The 20,888-nt window shown below is 61.4% G+C and carries 21 protein-coding genes and 2 tRNA genes; 9 read left to right on the forward strand and 14 right to left on the reverse strand.

Annotated features, from left to right (window positions below; genetic code table 11):
- The first annotated feature begins 10 nt into the window (after positions 1–10).
- Genes FEZ60_RS20560 through FEZ60_RS20570 form a run of 3 tightly spaced genes read left to right on the forward strand, consistent with a single transcriptional unit; the run spans position 11 to position 2,389 of the window.
- A complete protein-coding gene (locus FEZ60_RS20560; RefSeq protein ID WP_033235108.1) occupies positions 11–415 on the forward strand; it encodes a very short patch repair endonuclease in 405 nt (134 codons plus the stop codon).
- A 10-nt stretch (positions 416–425) separates the two neighbouring features.
- Positions 426–1,121 (forward strand): DUF998 domain-containing protein, encoded by a 696-nt coding sequence (locus tag FEZ60_RS20565; RefSeq protein ID WP_045066414.1) that lies wholly within the window; start codon positions 426–428, stop codon positions 1,119–1,121.
- Between the two features lie 29 nt (positions 1,122–1,150).
- Entirely contained in the window at positions 1,151–2,389 is a 1,239-nt protein-coding gene (locus FEZ60_RS20570; protein ID WP_045066412.1) for a prolyl oligopeptidase family serine peptidase, read from the forward strand.
- Here FEZ60_RS20570 and FEZ60_RS20575 read toward each other — a convergent pair.
- From FEZ60_RS20575 to FEZ60_RS20585, 3 genes are all read right to left on the reverse strand, one after another.
- Positions 2,386–3,573 carry a cation:proton antiporter gene (locus FEZ60_RS20575; protein WP_045066410.1) on the reverse strand — a complete coding sequence of 396 codons (1,188 nt, stop codon included), beginning with the start codon at positions 3,571–3,573 and terminating at the stop codon, positions 2,386–2,388. The two genes, FEZ60_RS20570 and FEZ60_RS20575, sit on opposite strands and share 4 nt — an antisense overlap.
- Positions 3,574–3,640: 67 nt before the next feature.
- Complete coding sequence (locus FEZ60_RS20580; protein WP_033235111.1) at positions 3,641–4,282, reverse strand: dihydrofolate reductase family protein; 642 nt, start codon at positions 4,280–4,282, stop codon at positions 3,641–3,643.
- A gap of 85 nt (positions 4,283–4,367) precedes the next feature.
- Entirely contained in the window at positions 4,368–5,201 is an 834-nt protein-coding gene (locus FEZ60_RS20585; RefSeq protein ID WP_172936875.1) for an SIS domain-containing protein, read from the reverse strand.
- A 239-nt stretch (positions 5,202–5,440) separates the two neighbouring features.
- Between FEZ60_RS20585 and FEZ60_RS20590 the strand changes: the two genes are divergently transcribed.
- Positions 5,441–6,670, forward strand: coding sequence for an amidohydrolase family protein (locus tag FEZ60_RS20590; protein WP_172936876.1), 1,230 nt, complete (start codon positions 5,441–5,443; stop codon positions 6,668–6,670).
- A 132-nt stretch (positions 6,671–6,802) separates the two neighbouring features.
- Here FEZ60_RS20590 and FEZ60_RS20595 read toward each other — a convergent pair.
- From FEZ60_RS20595 to FEZ60_RS20605, 3 genes are all read right to left on the reverse strand, one after another.
- Positions 6,803–6,875 (reverse strand) — tRNA-Arg (locus tag FEZ60_RS20595).
- An 82-nt stretch (positions 6,876–6,957) separates the two neighbouring features.
- Positions 6,958–7,049, reverse strand: a tRNA-Ser gene (locus FEZ60_RS20600).
- A 96-nt stretch (positions 7,050–7,145) separates the two neighbouring features.
- Entirely contained in the window at positions 7,146–7,862 is a 717-nt protein-coding gene (locus FEZ60_RS20605; protein WP_045066405.1) for a dienelactone hydrolase family protein, read from the reverse strand.
- A gap of 62 nt (positions 7,863–7,924) precedes the next feature.
- Here FEZ60_RS20605 and hisC point away from each other — a divergent pair, with 62 nt between their 5' ends.
- From hisC to FEZ60_RS20620, 3 genes are all read left to right on the forward strand, one after another.
- Positions 7,925–9,001 (forward strand): histidinol-phosphate transaminase, encoded by a 1,077-nt coding sequence (gene hisC, locus FEZ60_RS20610; RefSeq protein WP_045066851.1) that lies wholly within the window; start codon positions 7,925–7,927, stop codon positions 8,999–9,001.
- Positions 9,002–9,101: 100 nt separating this feature from the next.
- Complete coding sequence (locus tag FEZ60_RS20615; RefSeq protein WP_045066403.1) at positions 9,102–10,784, forward strand: bifunctional UDP-sugar hydrolase/5'-nucleotidase; 1,683 nt, start codon at positions 9,102–9,104, stop codon at positions 10,782–10,784.
- 36 nt (positions 10,785–10,820) lie between these two features.
- Entirely contained in the window at positions 10,821–11,690 is an 870-nt protein-coding gene (locus tag FEZ60_RS20620) for an MYG1 family protein (RefSeq protein ID WP_045066402.1), read from the forward strand.
- Positions 11,691–11,694: 4 nt separating this feature from the next.
- Here the strand turns inward: FEZ60_RS20620 and FEZ60_RS20625 are convergent, their stop codons facing one another.
- A complete protein-coding gene (locus FEZ60_RS20625; protein WP_172936877.1) occupies positions 11,695–12,711 on the reverse strand; it encodes an alpha/beta hydrolase family protein in 1,017 nt (338 codons plus the stop codon).
- A gap of 359 nt (positions 12,712–13,070) precedes the next feature.
- On the opposite strand from FEZ60_RS20625, the gene FEZ60_RS20630 reads away from it, so the two are divergent.
- Together FEZ60_RS20630 and FEZ60_RS20635 are read left to right on the forward strand one after the other, a co-directional pair.
- Positions 13,071–13,688, forward strand: a complete 618-nt coding sequence (locus tag FEZ60_RS20630) for a LysE family translocator (RefSeq protein WP_033235118.1) — start codon at positions 13,071–13,073, stop codon at positions 13,686–13,688.
- 27 nt (positions 13,689–13,715) lie between these two features.
- Positions 13,716–14,120, forward strand: coding sequence for a DUF4259 domain-containing protein (locus tag FEZ60_RS20635; RefSeq protein WP_033235119.1), 405 nt, complete (start codon positions 13,716–13,718; stop codon positions 14,118–14,120).
- A 6-nt stretch (positions 14,121–14,126) separates the two neighbouring features.
- On the opposite strand, the gene FEZ60_RS20640 is transcribed toward FEZ60_RS20635, so the two are convergent.
- From FEZ60_RS20640 to FEZ60_RS20670, 7 genes are all read right to left on the reverse strand, one after another.
- The gene (locus tag FEZ60_RS20640; RefSeq protein WP_172936878.1) at positions 14,127–15,053 is read right to left on the reverse strand and encodes a D-isomer specific 2-hydroxyacid dehydrogenase family protein; all 927 of its coding nucleotides are present in this window, start codon (positions 15,051–15,053) and stop codon (positions 14,127–14,129) included.
- An 89-nt stretch (positions 15,054–15,142) separates the two neighbouring features.
- On the reverse strand, positions 15,143–16,186 hold the full coding sequence (gene yut, locus FEZ60_RS20645; protein WP_033235121.1) for an urea transporter: 1,044 nt from the start codon (positions 16,184–16,186) through the stop codon (positions 15,143–15,145).
- A gap of 37 nt (positions 16,187–16,223) precedes the next feature.
- Positions 16,224–17,183 carry an urease accessory protein UreD gene (locus FEZ60_RS20650; RefSeq protein ID WP_045066392.1) on the reverse strand — a complete coding sequence of 320 codons (960 nt, stop codon included), beginning with the start codon at positions 17,181–17,183 and terminating at the stop codon, positions 16,224–16,226.
- Positions 17,180–17,821: an urease accessory protein UreG gene (gene ureG / locus FEZ60_RS20655; RefSeq protein WP_033235122.1), complete on the reverse strand. Its 642-nt coding sequence runs from the start codon at positions 17,819–17,821 to the stop codon at positions 17,180–17,182. The genes FEZ60_RS20650 and ureG overlap by 4 nt, the downstream gene beginning before the upstream one ends.
- Before the next feature lie 10 nt (positions 17,822–17,831).
- The gene (locus FEZ60_RS20660) at positions 17,832–18,545 is read right to left on the reverse strand and encodes an urease accessory protein UreF (protein WP_172936879.1); all 714 of its coding nucleotides are present in this window, start codon (positions 18,543–18,545) and stop codon (positions 17,832–17,834) included.
- On the reverse strand, positions 18,529–19,149 hold the full coding sequence (gene ureE / locus FEZ60_RS20665; protein WP_230590192.1) for an urease accessory protein UreE: 621 nt from the start codon (positions 19,147–19,149) through the stop codon (positions 18,529–18,531). The genes FEZ60_RS20660 and ureE overlap by 17 nt, the downstream gene beginning before the upstream one ends.
- 9 nt (positions 19,150–19,158) lie before the next feature.
- Positions 19,159–20,877: an urease subunit alpha gene (locus FEZ60_RS20670; RefSeq protein WP_033235125.1), complete on the reverse strand. Its 1,719-nt coding sequence runs from the start codon at positions 20,875–20,877 to the stop codon at positions 19,159–19,161.
- Positions 20,878–20,888: the final 11 nt, after the last annotated feature.

Genomic DNA, 20,888 nt, shown 5'->3' on the forward strand with positions numbered 1-20,888 from the left:
AGTGAAGACAGTGCCCGCGACGGATCCGACAACCAGCGCTCGAATGAGCGCACAGCGTCGACGCGACACCAAACCCGAGATCGCGATCCGGCGCGAACTTCATCGGAGTGGACTGCGGTACTTCGTCGATCGGGCTCCCGTCAAAGGTGTTCGTAGACGGGCCGATTTGGTGTTTCCGCGGCGGAAGGTGGCGGTGTTCGTCGACGGCTGTTTCTGGCACTGTTGCCCGCTCCACGCGACATACCCCAAGAACAATGCGCAGTGGTGGGCGGACAAGTTGGCCGCCAACGTGCTGCGAGACCGGGACACCGATGCACGCCTCGCCGAACAGGGCTGGACCGTCATCCGCATCTGGGAGCACGAAGATCCGTCGACGGCAGCCGAACGCGTCCGGAACACTCTTCTCGCTCCGTAAGCTTCGTGAGGTGAGCGGACTTGGTGGAGCGCGAGTAGTTCTGGCGGGTGCGTTGATTCTCGGTGGAATCGTGTACTCGTCGTGGGTTCTGGAGTTCTTCCTCGACACCGGACTTGATCCGGTGACGTCGTTCCTCAGTGAACTCGACGCGGCAAATCAGAAGTACCGCGACGTGTTCGGTAACGCCGACGTTATCTCCGCCGTTTTGATGTTGGTGTCAGCGACGCTCGGGCTACTGGTTACGGAGCGACGCAAATTCTATGTGGCGGGCTGGATTGCACTGGCTGTGTTCGGCGTTGCCACGATTGCGGACGCGTCGTTTCCGCTGGACTGCTCCGGCCCGGATTGCGCGGCGAGCGAGCCCGGCGGACTACTGCCGCAACTACATCACGTTCATGCTTTGACCAGCAGCGTAGCGGTCTTTGCGATCTTCACCGCGATGATCACGTTCACCGTCGGGGCCTTCCGTTATCGCGAGCATCCGCTGTTGCGCACCGTCGGATTGGGCCTTTTGATCGTGACTTCCCTTGCGACGGTGTGGATGTTGACAACTAACGGCATAGAACTGGCCGGCGGCGGTAATCTGGGCTTGGGAATCGCCCAACGTGCACAGGTTTTGGGAATGTCTTTGTGGCTGTGCACCCTGGGTTGTGCGGTATTGCGGCGACAGGAAAGGTTTTTGAACAGCGATTTCGGGCGATCCTGACATACACGGACCTACCGAAGGGTGTGCCCATGTCACTCGCGTCGACGTTCTTCTCCCACCCACATCAGGCGTTCACCACGGGGTTTTATCGCAACGAGTCGTTCGACTACGAACTGCGAGTCCTCCTCGGACAGGCAACGTACGGCGCCTCCGATACCGGCGAAGTTCTTGCTGCCGTCGCCGAAGTCGGCGACAAAGACCACGAGGGTTGGTACGTCGCGTGGTTCGACCTCGGATCACGGATATTCGAAGAAGCCGAGGAATCCGCGCAGGCCGGACATCCGCGCAGCGCGTCGAGCGCGTATCTGCGGGCAGCGTCGTACTTCGCTGTGGCCGTCAATGCCGTCGACGGACTGACCGACGATTCGGTTCTGGTTCCCACGTTCCGGCATCACCGCGCCGCGTGGGACGGTTTTGTCGACACCACCTCGCACTCCGTGGAGCGCGTGCGGATTCCGTACGAGGACACCACGATGCCGGGGTACTTCTTCCGCCCACCCGGAGACGTGCGACGGCCGACGCTCATCATGGTGAACGGCAGCGACGGCCCCATCAGTTCGATGTGGGTCAACGGCGGCGCCGGAGCGCTCGAACGCGGCTACAACGTGCTGATGTTCGACGGACCGGGTCAGCAGTCCATGCTGTTCGAGAACAATATTCCGTTCCGCCATGACTGGGAAGCTGTCATCACCCCTGTCGTCGACTTCCTGATCGACCGACCCGACGTCGACGCGTCGAAGTTGGCGATGTGCGGCATCAGTCAGGGCGGCTATTGGGTGCCGCAGTCATTGGCGTTCGAGCATCGGATCGCCGCGGCAATCGCCGATCCCGGCGTGGTCGACGTATCCGCGTCGTGGCTCGTTCACATCCCGCGCGGCATGCAGAACTTGCTGGAAGAAGGCAAGTCGGAGGCCTTCGACCGGGACATGGCGATGGGGTTGCGAGCGTCGAAGGAAACGGCCCGCATCTGGCGGTTCCGAGCGCGGCCATACTTAACTGACGGCTACTACAACACTCTGGCCGAGGTACGGAAATACCGCCTCGAACATGTTGCGGGCTCGATCACCACTCCCCTGCTGATCACCGATCCCGAACACGAACAGTTCTGGCCGGGGCAATCGCAACGCCTCGCTTCGCTGTCCGGCGGGCCCACCACTCTGGTTCCGTTCACGGCCGCCGAAGGCGCGAGTTTCCACTGCCAACCGATGGCAAGACGCCTCACCGACCAACGCATGTTCGACTGGCTCGACGAGCAGTTGGGGCTCTAGACGACTGAACCGACCTTCTCCGTACGGTTCAGCAGCGTTGCACACATCGGGAGCAGCAGAACGGTAATTGCGCCGGCCGCCACCAGAATCGACGCATTGGACGACGACATCTGACCGGCACTGACAGCAGCACCGGTGACGGCAACGATCATCGGCAACCCGGTAGCCCCGTACAGCGCGACCTGTGCACTCTCCCGGGTACTGAAAGGCGGTTCGACCCTCTCGAACTTGGTCGTGAAAAACACCGGCACACCGCGAACCACGATGATGAGAACAAGGAACGCCAGCAGGACGGTGGGATTCTCCGCGACCGCCGACACGTCGATTGCCATTCCGGAAGTGATGAAGAAGATCGGAATGAGGAATCCGAAAGCAATACCGTCGAGCTTGATCTCCAACCGCTCGTTGCCGTCGGGCATCAGGCGTCGCAGGATGAAACCGGCCGCAAAGGCGCCGAGAACAACGTCCAGCGAGAATACGGCCGAGAGTGCACCCAGCCCGACCAGCAACAAGATCGTCAGGCGAACCGTGGTCTGTGCTGTGGTGTCCGCGCCGGAACGGACAAGTGTGTGCGTCCACGATCCGTGCGAGATCAGCTTGGTCGGCAGCACCGCAAGAATCACCGCGATCAGCGCGAATGCCGCGAGGACCACCAGCGACATGACAGCGCCACGCGCACCGAGCAATACGGCCATCGCAACAACGGGGCCGAGTTCGCCGACAGCGCCGTGATTGAGGACCGTCCGGCCAAGCCGGGTGTCGAGGATCTTGTTGTCCTTGAGGATCGGCAGCAAGGTACCCAACGCGGTCGACGTCATCGCAATCGCGACCGCCGCTTCAGCGGAGATCACACCCTGCGCCCCCAAGAGCGCGACAATCGCAAATGCCAAAGCGAGGCAGAACAGCCACGTGTACAGCGCTCGCCGGCCACCAGCGCCGCTCAGTTCCTTGCGGTCGATCTCGTAGCCGGCGAGCAGAAACAGCATGCCGAGGCCCAGTTCCCGAAGGATCCCGATGGCCTCACTCTCTGCCGCCAAGTTGAGCGCAAAGGGCCCGACAACCGCGCCGGCGACCAACAGCAGCACAACTTCCGGTACCAGGCGCCGCGGGAACAGGCCCGCGACAAAGGGCGCGAGCGCAGCGATCAGCGCAATCCAGAACAGCGACGAGGCAATTGAGGGCACGGATCATTATCGGGCATTTACGACAGATGTGCCTGCGATTACATCAGCGGCGCGTTACCGCTCTGAGTTATTTTCGCCAGAACAGGTGGTGGGTCATCCCACTCGGGCTTGGCACGATCTCGAGATTGAAACGGTCACGCAGCTCGTCCGGCGACTCCCAGAGACGGAGCCCGGAACCGAGCTCGACCGGAGAAACCGCGACGTGCATGGTGTCGACGAGATCCGCGTCGAGAAACTCCCTGATTGTGGTCACCCCACCGCCGAGCCGGACGTCCTTACCCTGTGCGGCCTCACGGGCCTGCTCGAGCGCGGTCGTCGGGTCTGCGTCGACAAAATGAAAAGTCGTGTCGGAAAGGGTGAACGACGGTCTTGGGTGGTGGGTCATGACAAACACGGGCGTGTGGAATGGCGGCTCGTCGCCCCACCATCCCTGCCACTCGAGGTCTTTCCAGGGTCCACGCTGGAATCCGAATTTGTTGCGGCCCATGATTTCGGCACCGATATTCTGGGCGAAGTCGCGAGAGAAGTAATCGTCGAGCCCTCGACTTCCACCGGGGTCGGTTCGATTCGGCCAGCTGGCCGTGGCTCCGGCCCACGCAAACATATCGCGATGGTCGAACCCGAACGGGCTCTCGAAACTCTGGTTCTCACCCGCGGCGACTCCGTCACTGGAGATGGTGAAGTTCTGGACCCGTAGTAGCTGATTCACTGTGCGCTCCCACACTCTCGATGATGGTCATACGGGAGTTAAGACTCGGAGGAGAGGTGAAACTCATCGGCGGCGGGACTATGCATTAAGCCTGATCGTCCATGAGACCGAGCGTGTCCCAAGCCTGCTCGATACGTCCGGCCGAAAAACGAGCATCGGAGCTTTCGAGCTCGGCGAGGATGGCCTGGACGACAGCGACCATGGCTGTCAGCGACGGAGTCACGTAGATACCCTCGATCGGGGTGATCACGACGTGATCGGCGTATGTGTTCAGGGGTGACGAGTGCAGGTCGGTGAGAACGGCGATAGTCGCGCCCCTTTCGCGTGCAAGACGGGTTAATCCACGCAATGTACTGGTGAGGCGCCAAACATTGATGACGATGACACAGTCGCGTTCGTCCAGGTGTGACACGTGTATCGCCTGCGACGTTGCGGAGCCGGCCGAGAGGCGGATGTCGTATCCGTAGACGGACGCCAGGTAACTGAGTATCTGTGCGGGCCCTGCCCCGGATCCACTGGTGATCAACACGATTCGACGGGCCGCTTTCATCGCGTCGGCAATGCTCTTGATGGCAGTGACGTTGGCCGCGGACGAAACGGCGGCGAGGTTTGCCACATCCTGCCTCAGCATTTGCGCCGCCGCCTCCGTTGATTCGGGGCGCTCGGGATTTGTTGTCACGAGTGAGTCGAGATATTCGGCTCTGAGCGCTTGACGAAGATCGCTCCACCCCTCGAACTGGAGTTGCTGGGCGGTCCGCACAACAGTGGAGACATTCACTCCAGCGCGCTCGGCGACTTCGCGGCCAGATGCATACGAGGCGAACTGCGGCATCTGTGCAAGAACTTGTATTACCCGATCGGCCTGAGCTCCGAGGTTCGCGCGCTCTGCTCGTTGCGCGAGCATCGTCCCAACCGTCACCTCGGAGCGCCTCTTTTCACTGGATCTAATACATGGCATCAAGCGTCGCTGACGACCTGAAACACGTCACTGGTCGCAGTCACGCTATCACCGCAATCTCAGGCCTCCTTGGGGAAACTTCGCATGAACAAAGTGTTGCATGAATCGCGACTATGCATCTAATGTTGCGCGCATCCCAGCCTCGACGCGAGCATTCACGCAGCCCACGGACAACAATCAATCGCTTTCAAGGAGAGACCATGCACACTCGGGTAATAAACGCCCACACGCTCGAACCCTCGACCGGCGAGCGGCAGAAGAATGCCTGGATCGACATCGCCGACGGGCGGATCGTCGACAGCGGGGTGGGGCGGCCCCCCGCTTCGGCCGGTGACATTCGAATCATCGATGCAGGTGGGGGAACCGTCATGCCCGGCTTGGTCGACGCCCACGTCCATATCCTGGTGACGACGACAAATACCGCCGAAATTGCTGGATGGACGCCCGGCTACGCGACTGTCAGAGCGCTGCGCTCGGCGGGCGACATGCTCCGACGTGGTTTCACCACCGTGCGTGATGTCGGTGGCGCCGACCATGGAATGGCCCGTGCTTTGCAAGAGGGCTTGGTCCCAGGGCCTCGACTGATCTTCGGCGGTAAAGCACTATCGCAGACCGGTGGCCACGGAGACTTCCGCTCTCTCAATGACACCTCTGTGCCCTGTTGTCAGCTGAAACCCGACTTCGGACGGATCGCGGACGGCGTTGATGCCGTTCGCCACGCGGCCCGCGACGAGTTCCGCAAGGGCGCGCATCACCTGAAGCTTGTCGTCTCCGGTGGGGTCGCATCCCCGACTGACGAGATCTCAGCGGTCCAGTACACACAGGAAGAGATACGTGCGGCTGTCATCGAGGCTGAGAACCACAATCGGTACGTCACGGTGCATGCCTACCACCCGCGCTCGGTGAATCAGGCGCTGAGAGCCGGCGTGCGATGCGTCGAGCACGGCAACCTCATCGACGACGAGTCGATCCGCCTGCTCGTCGAGAACGACGCCTTCTTGGTCCCGACAATCATCACGTACGAGGCGATGTACGAGGCCGGTGCTGCATCCGGCCTGTCCGCAGGATCACTGAAGAAGCTCGACGAGGTTCGGACAGCGGCCGTCGGCGCGCTTGAACAGGCCCACCGGGCAGGAGTGAATCTGGTCTACGGCACCGACTTGCTCGGGCATCTGCAAACGCGTCAACTCGAAGAGTTCACGATCCGTGCGCGCGTTCAGCCGATCCTCGACGTGATACGCAGCGCCACCAGCACTGCTGCGCGCTTGCTCGGCATGGAAGGAGAGATCGGCACCCTCGCGCCGGGCGCTCACGCGGACCTCCTCGTGTTGGACGGGGACCCGGAGCAGGACCTCACTGTCCTCACCACGCCGGAGCGGTACTTGCGTCACGTGATCCACGGCGGTGACGTCACCGACATCGCTAAGTGATGGACATAACAGCGGAATGTGGAGGCCTACGTCGCCGATAGACATCAGGCCAATCGGATGCATCCGTGTGCATGTGCAGAAATACAAGAAAGCCCCTCACCGGCATCTCTGCTGGTGAGGGGCTTTCTGTTGTGCGCCCGAAGGGATTCGAACCCCTAACCTCTTGATCCGTAGTCAAGTGCTCTATCCGTTGAGCTACGGGCGCATGTTCTGTTGTGTTGCTGGTCTTGCGTGTCTTGCCGTCGTACTTTCTATCATTTCTTACCCGCCGGTCAAAATCACCGGCGTGGCGGAGGCGAGAGGATTTGAACCTCCGGTCCCTCGTAAAAGGGACAACTCATTAGCAGTGAGTCCCATTCGGCCGCTCTGGCACGCCTCCCTGGGGGTTCCGATCCTTTCGGACCGCCGGGACGAAAGATTACACACTTCTCACCACCAAAGGCAAAACGAGTGGTCAGAGCCCTGATTCATGGCGTTATCGCAGGTTGCCGTCGAACCAGTCGAAGATCCGGGTGCGGGCGTCGATGATCGCGGCTGCACAGGGGTCGTCGTCGTCCCGGCCTTCGGGGACTTGTGGTGGTTCGTCCGCTCGATGCTGCAATCCTGCGTAGCTCACCACCAGGGTCGCCACGTCGGCTTTTGCCGTCGCCTCCCTCAGTCTGTTGACGTGCTCGGGTGGAGTGTCGGGATCGTCCTCCCCGTAGAGGGCGAGCCACGGGGCTTGCAGGGACACCGCGGCGTCGAGCAATGCCTGCGCGTCGACGGACAGCGCTTCGACGATCCCACGGGCGGCGACACTCACAGCCGCACCGACGGGACGACTGGTTGCGACGAGCATCGCCGCGGTGCCTGCCGCGTCGAAACCGAGGACGCCGATGGTGTCGGCCGGGACGTCGCGGCCCGTGAGCCAATCGAGGGTCGCGTCGACGTCGGCAAAGAGGTTGTCACCAAAAACATCGCCCTGGACTACCTCGGGTTCACGGTGAAAAAGATGCGGGGCGACGGTCAGCCAGCCGTCGACGGCAAGGGCAGCCATCAACTCGAGGAGTGCTTTGCTGAATTGCCTCGCCTCGTGCAATACGACGATCGCGCCACGGGTCGGGCCGTCGGGTTCCACCACGGTCAGTGGCACAGTGGCGACGCCGCCGTCGGCCACCCGCAGATTCGCGGCATCTCGGAACATTCCCGACATGCTTCCTACTCTGACACGTGGACGGCTCGAGCGCACCGAATCAGAGCGCGCATAATCGGACTGTGACCCCACACATTCGCCCCGACCTCGCTTCGATCCCCGCCTACGTTCCCGGACGCAATTTTCCGGGTGCGATCAAACTCGCGAGCAACGAAACGACACTTGGCCCGCTGCCCAGCGTCCGTGATGCCGTGGCCGAAGCTGTCGGACACGCGAATCGTTACCCCGACAACGGCGCGGTGGCATTGATCGAGACGCTTGCGTCATTCTTGAATGTCGAACCGGCAAACGTCGCTGCTGGTTGCGGCTCTGTGACGCTGTGCCAAGAGTTGGTACAGGTCACATGCGATCCGGGCGACGAGGTCATCTACGCGTGGCGCTCCTTCGAGGCCTACCCGGTGGTGACTCAGGTTGGCCACGCGGTGTCGGTGAAGGTCCCGCTGGCCGAGGATTTCGGGCACGACCTCGGCGCGATGCTCGCCGCGATCACGGACCGCACGCGCCTGATCTTCATCTGCAACCCCAACAACCCGACCGGCAATGCACTGTCGAAAGCGGAACTCGAAAGCTTCCTGAACGCCGTCCCGCCCCGCGTCGTCGTCGCTCTCGACGAGGCGTACTACGAGTACTCCCGATCCGATGCGGACGGCATCGAACTGTTCCGCAATCGCCCGAATGTGGTTGTACTGCGCACGTTCTCGAAGGCGTACGGCTTGGCCGGTATCCGGGTGGGTTACGCGGTGGCCCATCCCGAGATCATCGTCGCGCTCGGCAAGGTCCACACACCGTTCTCGGTGAGCGCGCTCGCGCAGACCGCCGCCATCGCATCGCTGGCCGCAGCCGACGAACTCCTCGCCCGCACCGACGCCGTCATCGCGGAGCGGACTCGCGTTCGCACCGCACTGATCGAGGCCGGCTACACCGTCCCCGAATCGTCGGCGAATTTTGTCTACCTGCCGCTCCGCGAACTCTCTCCCGGCTACGCCGATGCAAGTACCGAATCCGGCATCCTGATCCGCCAGTACGGCACCGAGGGCGTCCGCATGACCATCGGCGATCCGGACGAGAACGATGCCTTCCTCGCATTTGCCTTGACCGACGAAGCCAAGCGTTTGGCGGGAATCGGCGTCAGCGCGTGACACTTGATACATAACTGTTACGCCCAGCCCTAGAATTCGTTCTCGCGGCCAGGCACACTCAGGAAGGTTCGAAACCGGCCCGGAGGAAGGAGCACGAAGTATGACGCGAGGCATCACACGCGCTTGTGCTGTGCTCGCGACTTCTCTCCTCGCAACCTCCCTGAGTGTGACTGGCGTGGCTAGCGCCCAGAGCCCCGATACCGTCTCGGTCCGGTTGCTCGCGTTCAACGATCTCCACGGCAGTCTGCTGCCACCAGAAGGCGAACGCAGCCAAATCATGCAGGCCGACGGTTCGTACACCCCCGCGGGCGGCGCCGCATACCTCGCCGCGTACGTGTCCCAGCTGCGAAACCAAGCGTCGAATTCGTTGCTCTACTCCGTGGGTGACAACTGGGGATCGTCCGCACTGGAATCGTCGATGTTCAACGACGAACCAACAGTCGAACTCCTCAACCGCATGCAGATCAATGCGTCGGCGATCGGCAATCACGAACTCGACGACGGCCTCGCGGAATTCCGTCGGATGGAATCGGGTGGGTGCTCCGCGGAGAACGCCTGCACCTTCAGTCCCACGTTCGGCGGAGCCAATTTTCCGCTGATGGCGGCCAACATGACGTACACCGACGGCACACCGGCAACGCTGCCCTTCACGGTCGACATCGTGGACGGCGTTCCCCTCGGCGTGATCGCGATTGCGGCAAGTAACACAGCTCAGATCGTGGCACCGGACGGCGTTTCGACCCTGAAATTCGGCGACGAGGTCGAAGCAATCGATCGCACCGCGGACGTTCTCGACTTCTTCGGCGTCAAAGCCATCACCGTGCTGTTGCACCGCGGCGACGAACCGGACATTGCGGGTGGGCCAAACGACTGCAACGTCACGTCCGGTCCCGCTCGCGACATCGCGTTGCGCGCATCGCCGAAAGTCGACGTCATCTTTACCGCGGACAGTCATCAGCAGTACAACTGCGAATACCCCGATCCCGCCGGAAATCCCCGCGTGGTGATGCAGGGCGCGTCGCACGGTCGCATCGTCTCCGTCGCGGATGTCGTGATCGACCGCACCACTCGGGACGTCCTGCGCGATCAGACATCGTCGTTCAATCAGATAGTGACACACGATATTTCGCCGGACCCCGACACGGCAGCGCTTGCCGATCAAGCATGGAATGCGGCTGCCGAAGTGGCACAACGTCCCGTCGGCACAATCACCGCCGACCTGACTCGCGACCAGACCTCCAGCGGAGAATCCGCCATTGGCAACCTGATCGCCGACGCTCAATTGGCGGCTGGCACCGCGCGGGGAGCCCAAATCGCTCTGACCAATCCGGGCGGAATCCGCGAAGACCTCGACAACGGAACAGTGACCTACCGCCAGGCCCATGCGGTGCAACCGTTCGGCAACAGCCTCGAGGTGCTGTCCATCACAGGGGCGGCATTGAAAGATGCGCTGGAACAGCAGTTCCAATTTTCGCCGGAATACTTGCCGTTCGAACGAATCCTCGCCCCGTCTGCTGGTTTCACCTACACACTCGACCGCAAGGCCCCCGCCGGGTTACGCGTCTCGGAAATGCGCCTGAACGGCGAAAACATCAACCCGGACACGGTTTATCGTGTTGCGGTCAACAAGTTCCTCGCCGAAGGCGGCGACGGGTTCACAGCCCTGCGCAGCGCCATCGAAACAACCGGGGCGGGCAACGACCTCGACGCCCTGGTTGCCCTGTTCACCTCCGGCTCACCAGTTGCTCCGCCGGCCACCGATCGCATCCGCACGGTCGGCTGAATAGGCATCAGCGAGCCGATTGCCTAGTCTCGACTGGTGATCATCGCGACCCATAACGGCAAGTTCCACGCAGACGACGTCTTCGGCGTATCGCTCCTGAAGCAGCTGTACCCCGACGCCACCGTCGTCCGCACCCGTGACGAGGACGTCCTGAACAGCGCAGACATCGTGCTCGACGTCGGCGGACGCTACGAGCCGGCAGCCGGCCGTTTCGACCACCACCAGCGCGGTGCGGGCGAACGCAACAACGGCATCCTGTACTCGGCCTTCGGGTTGTTGTGGCAGGAATACGGCCTGAAGTTCTGCAACGGCGACGAGTCCGTGTGCCGTCGCATCGACGGCCGCCTGGTCGAGGGCATCGACGCCGTCGACAACGGTCAGGAGATCTACACCCTCAACGAGTTCGGCACCAAGCCATTCGACCTGTCCGCAGTTCTGGATCTGTTCAATCCCATCTCGTCCACCGACGAGGAGTTCGACACACAATTCGAACTCGCGGTTGCGCTCGCAACACAGATCCTGATTCGCTTGCGCGCCAAGTACGCCGGCGACGCGGCGGCTGAGAAGGAGTTCGCGGACACGTACGCCAAAGCGTCGGATCCGCGATTTGTCGTCCTGGAACGCTTCATTCCGCACGGCCGGGCGGCGTCGGCTCAGCCCGAGCTGTTGTTCACGATCTTCCCGAACACCAACGGCGGCTGGTCGATTCAGACCGTCAAGCCGGCTGATTCGAAGTTCGGTTCACGAAAGCTGTTGCCGGAGCAGTGGCGCGGCCTCAACGGTTCGGATCTGGCGGCCGAAACCGGTGTCGACTCGTCTGTGTTCTGCCACAAGGCCGGATTCATCGCTGCCGCGCACACTCGCGACGATGCGATGAAACTGCTGGAATTGGCTCTCGCCGCGTAGACCCTCAGCGGCCGAGCGCGGTTTGTAGCGTCGGCCAGGAATCGTGCAGTGCGTCTTGGTAGTACGGCCACGAATGGGTTCCGCTGTCCCGGTAGGCAAACACTCCCGCGATGCCCAGGCCTTCGAGCCTGCTCTCGAAGGCCTGGGTGCACGAATGGACGAGCGCTTCGAGCGGCCCACCCCGGACAATCGCCGTCGCTCCTTCCATGGTGAGGACTGTGTTGTGCGCTCCTGGCAATCCGGTGCTCGCAGAGCTGTAGATCGTTTTGCCGCGCAACGCCTCCGCATTGCCCGACGGATTGTGATTGCGCCAATCCGGATCCCCGGCCGGCCCCCACATATTCGTGGCGTCGCCGTTCTTGCTGGCAACCGTGGCGCGCACGAAGTCCTGTGAGTACGGCGCCGTGGTGTCGAGACACCCACTGTACGAAGCCAATCCCGTGTACAAGTCCGGATTCCGAGTGATCAGGTTGCCCGCAGCCAGCGCGCCCATGGATACGCCGCCGACAACATTGGTGCCGTTCCCGGCGAATGCCTCATCGATGAGGGGCGGTAACTCTCGCGTCAGAAACGACTCCCATTTGTTCACACCGAGGTTCGGGTCGTCGCTGCGCCAGTCGGTATAAAAACTGCCGGTACCTCCCACCGGTAGAACCACATTGACGTCCTTGTCGGCAAAGAACGCCTCGATGTCGGTGTTCTGCGTCCACGTACTTTCGGTGTATCCCGACTCCGACCCGGCACTGACCCCGTCGAGGAGATAAAACGTCGGGCGAGGGCCCGGCGCCCTCTCGGGGTGCAGAACCTGAACCTGAACTTCGCGGCGCATCGACGCGGACTCGACAAACACTGCACTGCGAGTGGGCGTCAACTGCTCGATCCGTGCGATATGAGCGATCTCTGTCTCGATGTGAGCTATCCCTGTCTCGGCGTGAGCGACAGCTGTATCGGAGTGCGCGACACCGACGAGGCCGAATGCACTTACCGAGAGAATCACTCCGAGTACCACTGACGTCCGCATAAGTGGCCACCTTCTCACATAACGCCGTGTCAGACTGTTCGGTCGTGGCTGCCGATTCGACCGAAGGATTGAGTCGATCAAAAGCCGGGTATGCGTCACTCTTGGCAAGTTCTCCACCGATGCACACACAGGTGTGGATAACTTCATTCACATCCAGCCCACGACTGTGCATAACCTGTGCACAACTACATGAATTACATCAAGGTTATTCCACCTACCTCGACTAACAGGGTTCTACACAGTGTGGATAACTTTGTCCTCAGATTCGCCGAACCGTTGCCGTTTCGGGCGTGTCCATGCAGTTCCGACCCAACGCGACATGATTTGTTCACAAGGAGGCAACTCCCCATACTGAGTCCATGATCTCCGCCCTGTTGGCCGCTGCCGCCGTTCTGGCACTCCTCACACTCGTGCCCGGACCGGACATGGCCGTCGTGACGCAGGCAGCGCTCACCGGCGGTCGATCGTCCGGATTCCGGGTAGCGGTAGGCATCATCAGCGGACTGCTCGTATGGGGCTTGCTCACCGTGCTCGGCTTGTCGGCGTTGCTGGCCGCTTCCGCGGAGGCATACACCGCCGTGAAACTCGCCGGCGCTGCCTATCTGATCTATTTGGGGGCGCGAGCGCTGTGGGGCAGCCGTTCATCCCAACTGCGCAGCGTCGACGCACCGCGTTCGCAGAAGGCCGGGACCTGGAAAACCGGTTTCACCACCAACCTTCTCAACCCCAAAATCGCGGTCTTCTACACCAGCCTGCTGCCGCAACTGGTTCCAGCGGGATGGCCGACGGGTCCGTCACTCGCACTCCTGGTGATCATCCACGCAGCGATCTCCATCGCGTGGCTCAGCGCCTACGTCGTGCTTCTCTCCCGCGCCCGTAGCACCTTCGAGAAGCCGAAAGTGCGGCAGGCACTTGAACGTGTGACCGGCACGGTTCTTCTAGGATTCGGAGCGAAGATCGCGCTGGAAGCGCGCTGAGTCGACACATCAGAGAAGAGCACAACAGTGGGCGCGTGGGGATCGGGACCGTTCGAGAACGACGGTGCGGGGGATTTGATTGCATCCATCGGGCACGGTGATTTCACCTTCGAGTCCGTGGAATGGGCGTTCGAGGACGACTACCTCGAGGTGGACGGCGGCCAGATCGCCGTTGCCTTACTCGAATTGGTGCTCATTGTGCGCGCCGATCGCAAACGGGATCCTGCCGTCGAGGAACTTGATCTCGACGCCTTTGCCGACGCCTTGACCAGCGAGCGGCTCACGTGGCTGATCGAGATGGTGGAGCGCACCATCGCGTCGACCGACTCGGAACTGTTCGAGCTCTGGGACGAGCAGGGACCGGAAGAACTTGCGGCCTGGCGGATCCCGGTTGTCGACGGTCTCGAGGATCTGCGTGTGCTGTCGGTCTGATCTAGGTCAGTAGCCCGCCGACGGATCGATCACGGCAGCGAGGTCCTCACCCGCAGCAAATCGAGCAACGTTGGCGGCCACGTGATCTGCCAGGACGCGCGTGAGCGTCGTAGCCGGGTTGGCGACGTGCGGAGTGATGATCGCGTTGGGCAGCTTCCACAACCGGTGTCCGTCCGGCAGCGGCTCGGGATCTGTGACGTCCAGTGCCGCACCGCCGATCGATCCGGCTTCGAGGGCGTCGACCAGCGCATCCGTGTCGACGAGATTTCCGCGGGCGATGTTCACGATCCAGCTCGACTCCGACATCTGGTCCAGTTCCGCCTTGCCGATCAGATGCCGGGTCGCCGACGTCGACGGTGCAGCGATCACGAAGTGGTCTGCCTTGGACCAGATTTCACCGGTGCGATCGGCCGAGAGCGTTTCGACGGCTCCTTCGACGGGGGTCCCCGAGCGGGTGATCGCGATAACCTCGACCTTGGATGCGGCGAGGTACGGGATCAACGCGCGACCGATTCCACCGCAGCCGACGATCGCCACCGTCGAGCCCTGCAGGGTACCCACTCGCGGATCGAATTCTTCTTTACGCCACGACTGTGCCGCCAATTGTTCGGGGAGAGAACGCACTCCAGCAAGGAGGAGCATCATCGTGTGCTCGGCCACGTTGCCCGCATACGCGCCGGCAGCGGACGTCCAGACCCGCTTGTCGTCGATGACGCCGGCGTCGAACCAGGGCTCGATCCCGGCAAACGGCAACTGCACCCAGCGAACCGAGTCGGGCAGCGACGACGGGAACGTGTCCGGCCCATCCGCCCAGACGACGCCCTCGGCCTCGGCGAGTGGAACGAGCACTCCACCGGCTCGGCGAATCCCGTCCGCAAGGTGAGAATCCTCGACGGGACCGAGATGGATGCGAGGGGTGCTGGTGCCTGTCATGAGAGACGCTTTCTATTCAAGGGAAGTGGCGGTGGGGCGATCAGACGACGGCAGTCATGTCCCCATCACCGTAGAGTATCTCCCGTTCTCTAGCCGTTTGCTTTCGCGATCGAGTCCTTGCCCTCTGCGGCGCCGCCCTTGATGGTGTCGTGCTGGACGGGAACGAACTTCTTCTTCGGTAGCAGGAACAGCCACGTCGCAAACACGAACGGACCGGTACCCGCCGGCAGGCTGATCGGCGCGAAGGCCGAGACCAGGGTGCCGTGAATGACTACCGTCACCAGCACCCCGAAGACCGTGTAGACAAACACACGCCACGACGGGTTGTAGAACACCGACCCCAAGGCGATAGCCGTCAACACCGAGCTGAGCCCGTAGAGGCCGTTACCGATGTCGACGGTGTTTGCGCCGAGCGCAAGTACCGAACCGATCGCTACGGCGGAACCGATGAGGGCGAACACCGCCGCCCACCGGGACGCAACGAGCAAGGCGACCACGAAGATGATTCCGGTGATGGTGTTGTTGATCAGAAATATCTGGGAGACGTTGCGAAACAGTGTGTCCCAGAGGAAGCCGAACGTGATGTCGGCGTGAACCGATGAATCCCCGATGTGCTGCGGGAACTGTGCGGCACTGAGGTCCGACGTTTCGATCCGCAGGAACTGGAAGGCGGCCAGAAGGAAGAACCAGTTGACGAGGTTGAACGGAAAGGTCAGCGCCGGCACACCCCAGGTCTTGAAGACGTTGGCAACCGCAAGAAATGCGATAGTGGACGCCGCAGCACCGACAACCAGGTAAATCCACAGCATCACGCCGCCGGCAAGGAACGTGGGAAAGGCTGCGCCGACCAGGATTCCGTTGTATCCGTACAAACCGATGCGCATCGAATCGTCATCCGAATGCAGCAGCATCCCGGTAACCGTGGACACCACCAAACCCACTACCGCGCCGATCGCCACGGTGATCGTGTCGGCGGCTATCGCACCCCAGAAAATACCGATGAGAAACAGCAGTCCGGTCAGGGCATTGCCCTGAAACATCACCTGCCCGGAGCCCTTGAGGTTGGTGTCGATGAATCGCAGCACGACGTTCTTGTCCGCGATATCGTCCCAGGGTTTGGTGATGGTGGTCATCGCACATCCCTCACACTTCTTCTCCCGGCGAACCGCGTCATCCCCAGAGCGGGACGGGCGGAATAGTGGTATCCAGAACCGACTTTCGAACGAGCGCCCAGAAATCACGGACCTTGGCTTTGACCGGTTCGCTCTCGGGACCCAGGACCTTGAAGATCAACCCGGCATCGTTCGGTAGTCGGCTCGCACCCGAGAAGACCTTCCCGTCGGGTCCCGGAACAACCTGTTCCAGTATCTCGTCGGCATTCTCTTTCGGAGTGAGCAGAATGACGTTGCCGAAGACGTCGTACTCCCCCGTGATTCCCTTGTATCGCACCGGGAAACGCTGCGGTTCGATCACCAGTTTCTCGGTGAAGAGATCCGCTCCGTCCGGGCGCCGCGCCTTGATCAGGGTGGAGTACAGGTCGTAGACAAACAGCTCCGTATCGGACTGGGCGCTCCTGTGGTACTTACGGCCGGGCATCACAATTTCCGAAAATAGCAGCGTTGCAGACGGATCCACCGTGACATCGGTGCGTGCGAAGTACCTCGCATTGCGGTGCGGGATAGTCACACCCGGCATCAGTTCGAGATACGAATTCTCAGCCAAGGTCACCTTCTGCAACTGCGACGCATGATTCGCATCCATTTGATGCACCTTGGTTGCCGACTGTGTCGTGACGTGCGCCAAGGATCCGGGTTCCATGTCGATGGTCAGGAACAGCCGATCACCCTGCAGCACACTGCCGGACGTCGAGATCATGTAGACGCACGGCATTGCCGGCAACGCTTCGTCCCAGTACAGCGCTTGTTGAACAAGTAAAGGCGTCTTCCGATACATGTCCCGGAGAATCGTCTTGTCGCCGCGATCGACAAAACGCATCTCGAGCACCCCGGTCTTGCCCACCTTGCCGGCCGGGGCTTGCTTCGGCTGATCCTGGTACTGGTCGAGTTCCGGAACGGTCGGGATCGGCCCCGGGAGCGACCGCGCGGCCCCCGAGGCAGCTGGAGCGCTCACTTGGCGCTCGCTCCCACTTCCTCTTCGTCGAAGAGGACACCGTGCACGATGAGGTCCACCACTTCCTTGATTCCCTCGCCGGTCATGCAATTGGTGAAGACAAACGGCTTGTCACCGCGCATTCCCTTCGAGTCTCGATCCATGACACCCAGATCGGCCTTCACGTACGGTGCCAGATCCGTCTTGTTGATGACCAGGATGTCCGACTGCGAGATCCCGGGTCCGTTCTTACGCGGAATCTTATCTCCCGCAGCTACATCGATGACGTAGATGAAATAGTCGACGAGAGCGGGACTGAACGTCAGAGTGAGGTTGTCACCACCACTTTCGATGAACACGATATCCGTGTCCGGGAACGTGCGTTCCATGTCCTCGACCGCCGCGAGGTTCATACTGGGGTCCTCGCGAACGGCGGTATGGGGACACGCACCAGTCTCCACTCCCACGATACGTTCTTCCACGAGAACACCTTTGAGTGCCTTGCGCACATGCTTGGCATCCTCCGTGGTAACCACGTCGTTGGTGATGATCAGTACACTGGTTCCCCGCTTCACGAATTCCGGCGTAATCGCCTCGATGAGGGCAGTCTTGCCCGAACCCACAGGACCGCCGATTCCGATGCGCGTTGTCTTCTTCATGATTCTCCTTCTAGTTCATGAACATTCGGACATGTGCCTTGACGTGAACCGCTGCCAGAATGTCGATCATCGGGGAAAAGTTGGACATGTCATCAAGCCCGTACTCGCGAACGGCCGCATACTCGCCGTCGGCGGATTGATTCACCTCGAACAGAATCTCCTGCGTGGCAAGGTGATCTACCCGAACGATACGGAGCGCCGCACCGAGCAACGTCATCGCCACACCGTACTGATGAACGGTAAAGGCATCATGCTCCGGAGAACCCATCTCCGCGAAGGCAATTCCGAGACCCGCCGGATACGTGCCGGGGGTTTCTCCAGCCTCGATCGCCGATAGCCACTTGCCGAACAACGTCTCACCGGCGAGTCGGCCGCCGAGCTCCGCCAGTTTCTTACCCATCCGGGTAGTCATCGTTCGGGACTCTTCGTTGAGTTTGCGTTCGATCACGGCATGATCCGCCGCCAGAATCGCCGAGAAATTACCGCCCGACGCCCCCCGGTGGGCGGCCAGCACGGCGATACCATCGCATGTCGCACCCTGATGCGCGGCCGAGAGAACAAATTCCCGCAACGACGGAGCATCGGTGACAATTCCTTGCGCCACGGCCGATTCCAACCCGTTCGAGAACGAGAAGGAACCGACCGGGAACATCGAATCGGAAAACTGCATCATCCGCATCGCACGGTTGATGCTCAGCTGCGACCCTTCACACGAGGGGGTCATGGGTATGCCCCTCACCCTCGCGCGCTGCCGCACCGAACAGTCGGCGTGCCTCGTGCGGAGCAATGTAGGGAATGACCTCGGAGCCAGGAATGAAGGTGTACTCGATGCCCTCGAACGCATGGGTGCGCATCACCGAACCCATGACCGCCTTGTCTACCGTCAGCGGAACATAGACCTTCATTCCCTTCACCACTGCCGGCCAATGCTGGTTACCCACAGCGTGACCCAACTCGAGACACGTCTGGATCATCTTCTCCGGTGTCACGTCGAGCAATGCACTGAGGTCGATCTCGAGAACGTCCTTGAGGTTGATCCGCGCGACAACGACGGTGTTCTCCGGCTCGTCCCACAGCAGAATGTCGCCGTCCTGCAACTGAACACCGCGGTCGAGTGACACCGCCAACTCACGTCCGCCCACAGTCGTGCGTCGCAACCGGCTCTTCTGCGCTTCCCACTGATCGAGTGAAAGTACGTCGATTACTGCCTTCTCGAGTCGACCGGCCCACTCTTCGTCAGTCTCCTTCCCGAGCAGCGCGTCGACTCGAGCAGGCTTGCCTGTCGGCGCCGTCATCTCGCCGTGAGTGTGTGCGATTGTTTCAGACACAGGAGTCCCCTAACTGAAGAAGTAAAGTTGGTTCAGGCGAATGGATTCGGCCGGTTCGACGTAGGCGTGAACGCCGTCCGCCGTCACCGCGAAGGTCTCCGGATCGACCTTGATCTCCGGAGTGGCAGAGTTTCGCACGAGGTCGCGTTTGGTCACGGTGCGAGTGCCCTCGACGGCAAGAACTTGACGCTCGAGTCCTAGTCGATCCTTGATGCCGTCATCCAACGCGGCCTGGGACACAAACGACACCGAACTCTCGGGCAGGGCCTTACCGAACCCACCGAACATCGGCCGGTAGATCACCGGCTGCGGGGTCGGTAACGATGCGTTCGGATCTCCCATGGCGTGCCAACTGATCATTCCGTTCTTGATGATCATTTTAGGCTTCGCACCGAAGAAAGCGGGTTCCCAGAGAACAAGATCCGCCATTTTTCCCGGCGCGATGGAACCAATGACATGGGACAACCCGAATGTCAGGGCCGGGTTGATCGTCGTCTTCGCGACGTACCGTAGGACCCGGAAGTTGTCGTGCGTCTTGGAGTCCTCCGGCAGCTTTCCCCGGGCACGTTTCATGCAGTCGGCTGTCTGGATCGCCCGGAGCCAGTTCTCCCCGACACGGCCCATTGCCTGCGAGTCGCTCGAGAACATCGAGATGACCCCCATATCCTGCAGCACGTTCTCCGCACCGATCGTCTCCGCGCGAACGCGTGACTCGGCAAACGAAACATCGGACGGCACTTTGGGATTGAGGTTGTGACAAACCATGATCATGTCGAACAACTCGGCTTGCGTGTTGATGCCGTACGGCAACGTCGGGTTGGTCGACGCTGGAAGAACGTTGTCCTCACCGGTCACCCTCAGGATATCCGGTGCATGGCCGCCGCCGGCGCCCTCACTGTGATAGGTGTGAATGGTGCGGCCCTCGAATGCTGCAATGGTGTCTTCGACATAGCCGGCCTCGTTCAACGTATCCGTGTGTATGGCAACCTGAACGTCCATCTCGTCGGCCGCACGCAGCGATGCCCGGATCGCGGCTGGTGTTGCGCCCCAGTCCTCGTGGACCTTCAATCCCGCGGCACCTGCCTTGATCTGCTCGATCAAAGACGGATAGCCGGACGAGTTGCCCTTACCCAACATGGCGATGTTGACGGGAAGACCCTCATTGGCCTTGAGCATCATCTCCATGTTCCAGATACCCGAGGTGATGGTGGTGCCGTTGGTACCGTCCGACGGCCCGATACCGCCGCCGATCAGCGTCGTCACACCACCACTGAGCGCGTGGTACGCCTGCTGAGGAGAAACGAGGTGGACGTGCGGATCAATACCAGCGGCAGTCAGAATCAGCTGCTCACCGGAGATGGCATCCGTTGCCGGTCCCGTCGTGAGTCCCGGCGTCACCCCGTCCATCGTGCTCGAGTTGCCGGCCTTGCCCCACCCGACGATTTTGCCGTCCTTGATACCGACATCGGCTTTGACGACGCCGATCGTGGCGTCGAGGATCACGACGTTGGTGATCACCAGATCGAGTGCGCCATCGCGACTACACGACGCCGGATCCTGGCCCATACCGTCGCGCAGAGTCTTGCCGCCGCCGTAGATCGACTCATCACCGATGGTTCGAAGATCTTCCTCGACCTCGATGTACAGGTCCGTGTTGCCGAGCCTGATCTGGTCACCTTTCGTGACACCGAACAGGCCCGAATACTCTTGCCGTGAAATGCTTGTCATGAGTATTGCTC

This window comes from Rhodococcus sp. MS16 (assembly GCF_013277795.1).
In the GTDB taxonomy this organism is placed as follows: Bacteria; Actinomycetota; Actinomycetes; order Mycobacteriales; family Mycobacteriaceae; genus Rhodococcus_F; species Rhodococcus_F globerula.

Bases quoted from the DNA above. Each gene is read 5' to 3' on its own strand.
- FEZ60_RS20605 (WP_045066405.1), bottom strand. From the start codon at position 7,862: ATGTCGGGAATGTTCCGAGATGCCGCGAATCTGCGGGTGGCCGACGGC.
- FEZ60_RS20670 (WP_033235125.1), bottom strand. From the start codon at position 20,877: ATGACAAGCATTTCACGGCAAGAGTATTCGGGCCTGTTCGGTGTCACG.
- FEZ60_RS20630 (WP_033235118.1), top strand. From the start codon at position 13,071: ATGATCTCCGCCCTGTTGGCCGCTGCCGCCGTTCTGGCACTCCTCACA.
- FEZ60_RS20660 (WP_172936879.1), bottom strand. From the start codon at position 18,545: ATGACCCCCTCGTGTGAAGGGTCGCAGCTGAGCATCAACCGTGCGATG.
- FEZ60_RS20625 (WP_172936877.1), bottom strand. From the start codon at position 12,711: ATGCGGACGTCAGTGGTACTCGGAGTGATTCTCTCGGTAAGTGCATTC.
- FEZ60_RS20615 (WP_045066403.1), top strand. From the start codon at position 9,102: ATGACGCGAGGCATCACACGCGCTTGTGCTGTGCTCGCGACTTCTCTC.
- FEZ60_RS20570 (WP_045066412.1), top strand. From the start codon at position 1,151: ATGTCACTCGCGTCGACGTTCTTCTCCCACCCACATCAGGCGTTCACC.
- ureG (WP_033235122.1), bottom strand. From the start codon at position 17,821: ATGAAGAAGACAACGCGCATCGGAATCGGCGGTCCTGTGGGTTCGGGC.
- yut (WP_033235121.1), bottom strand. From the start codon at position 16,186: ATGACCACCATCACCAAACCCTGGGACGATATCGCGGACAAGAACGTC.
- FEZ60_RS20640 (WP_172936878.1), bottom strand. From the start codon at position 15,053: ATGACAGGCACCAGCACCCCTCGCATCCATCTCGGTCCCGTCGAGGAT.
- FEZ60_RS20590 (WP_172936876.1), top strand. From the start codon at position 5,441: ATGCACACTCGGGTAATAAACGCCCACACGCTCGAACCCTCGACCGGC.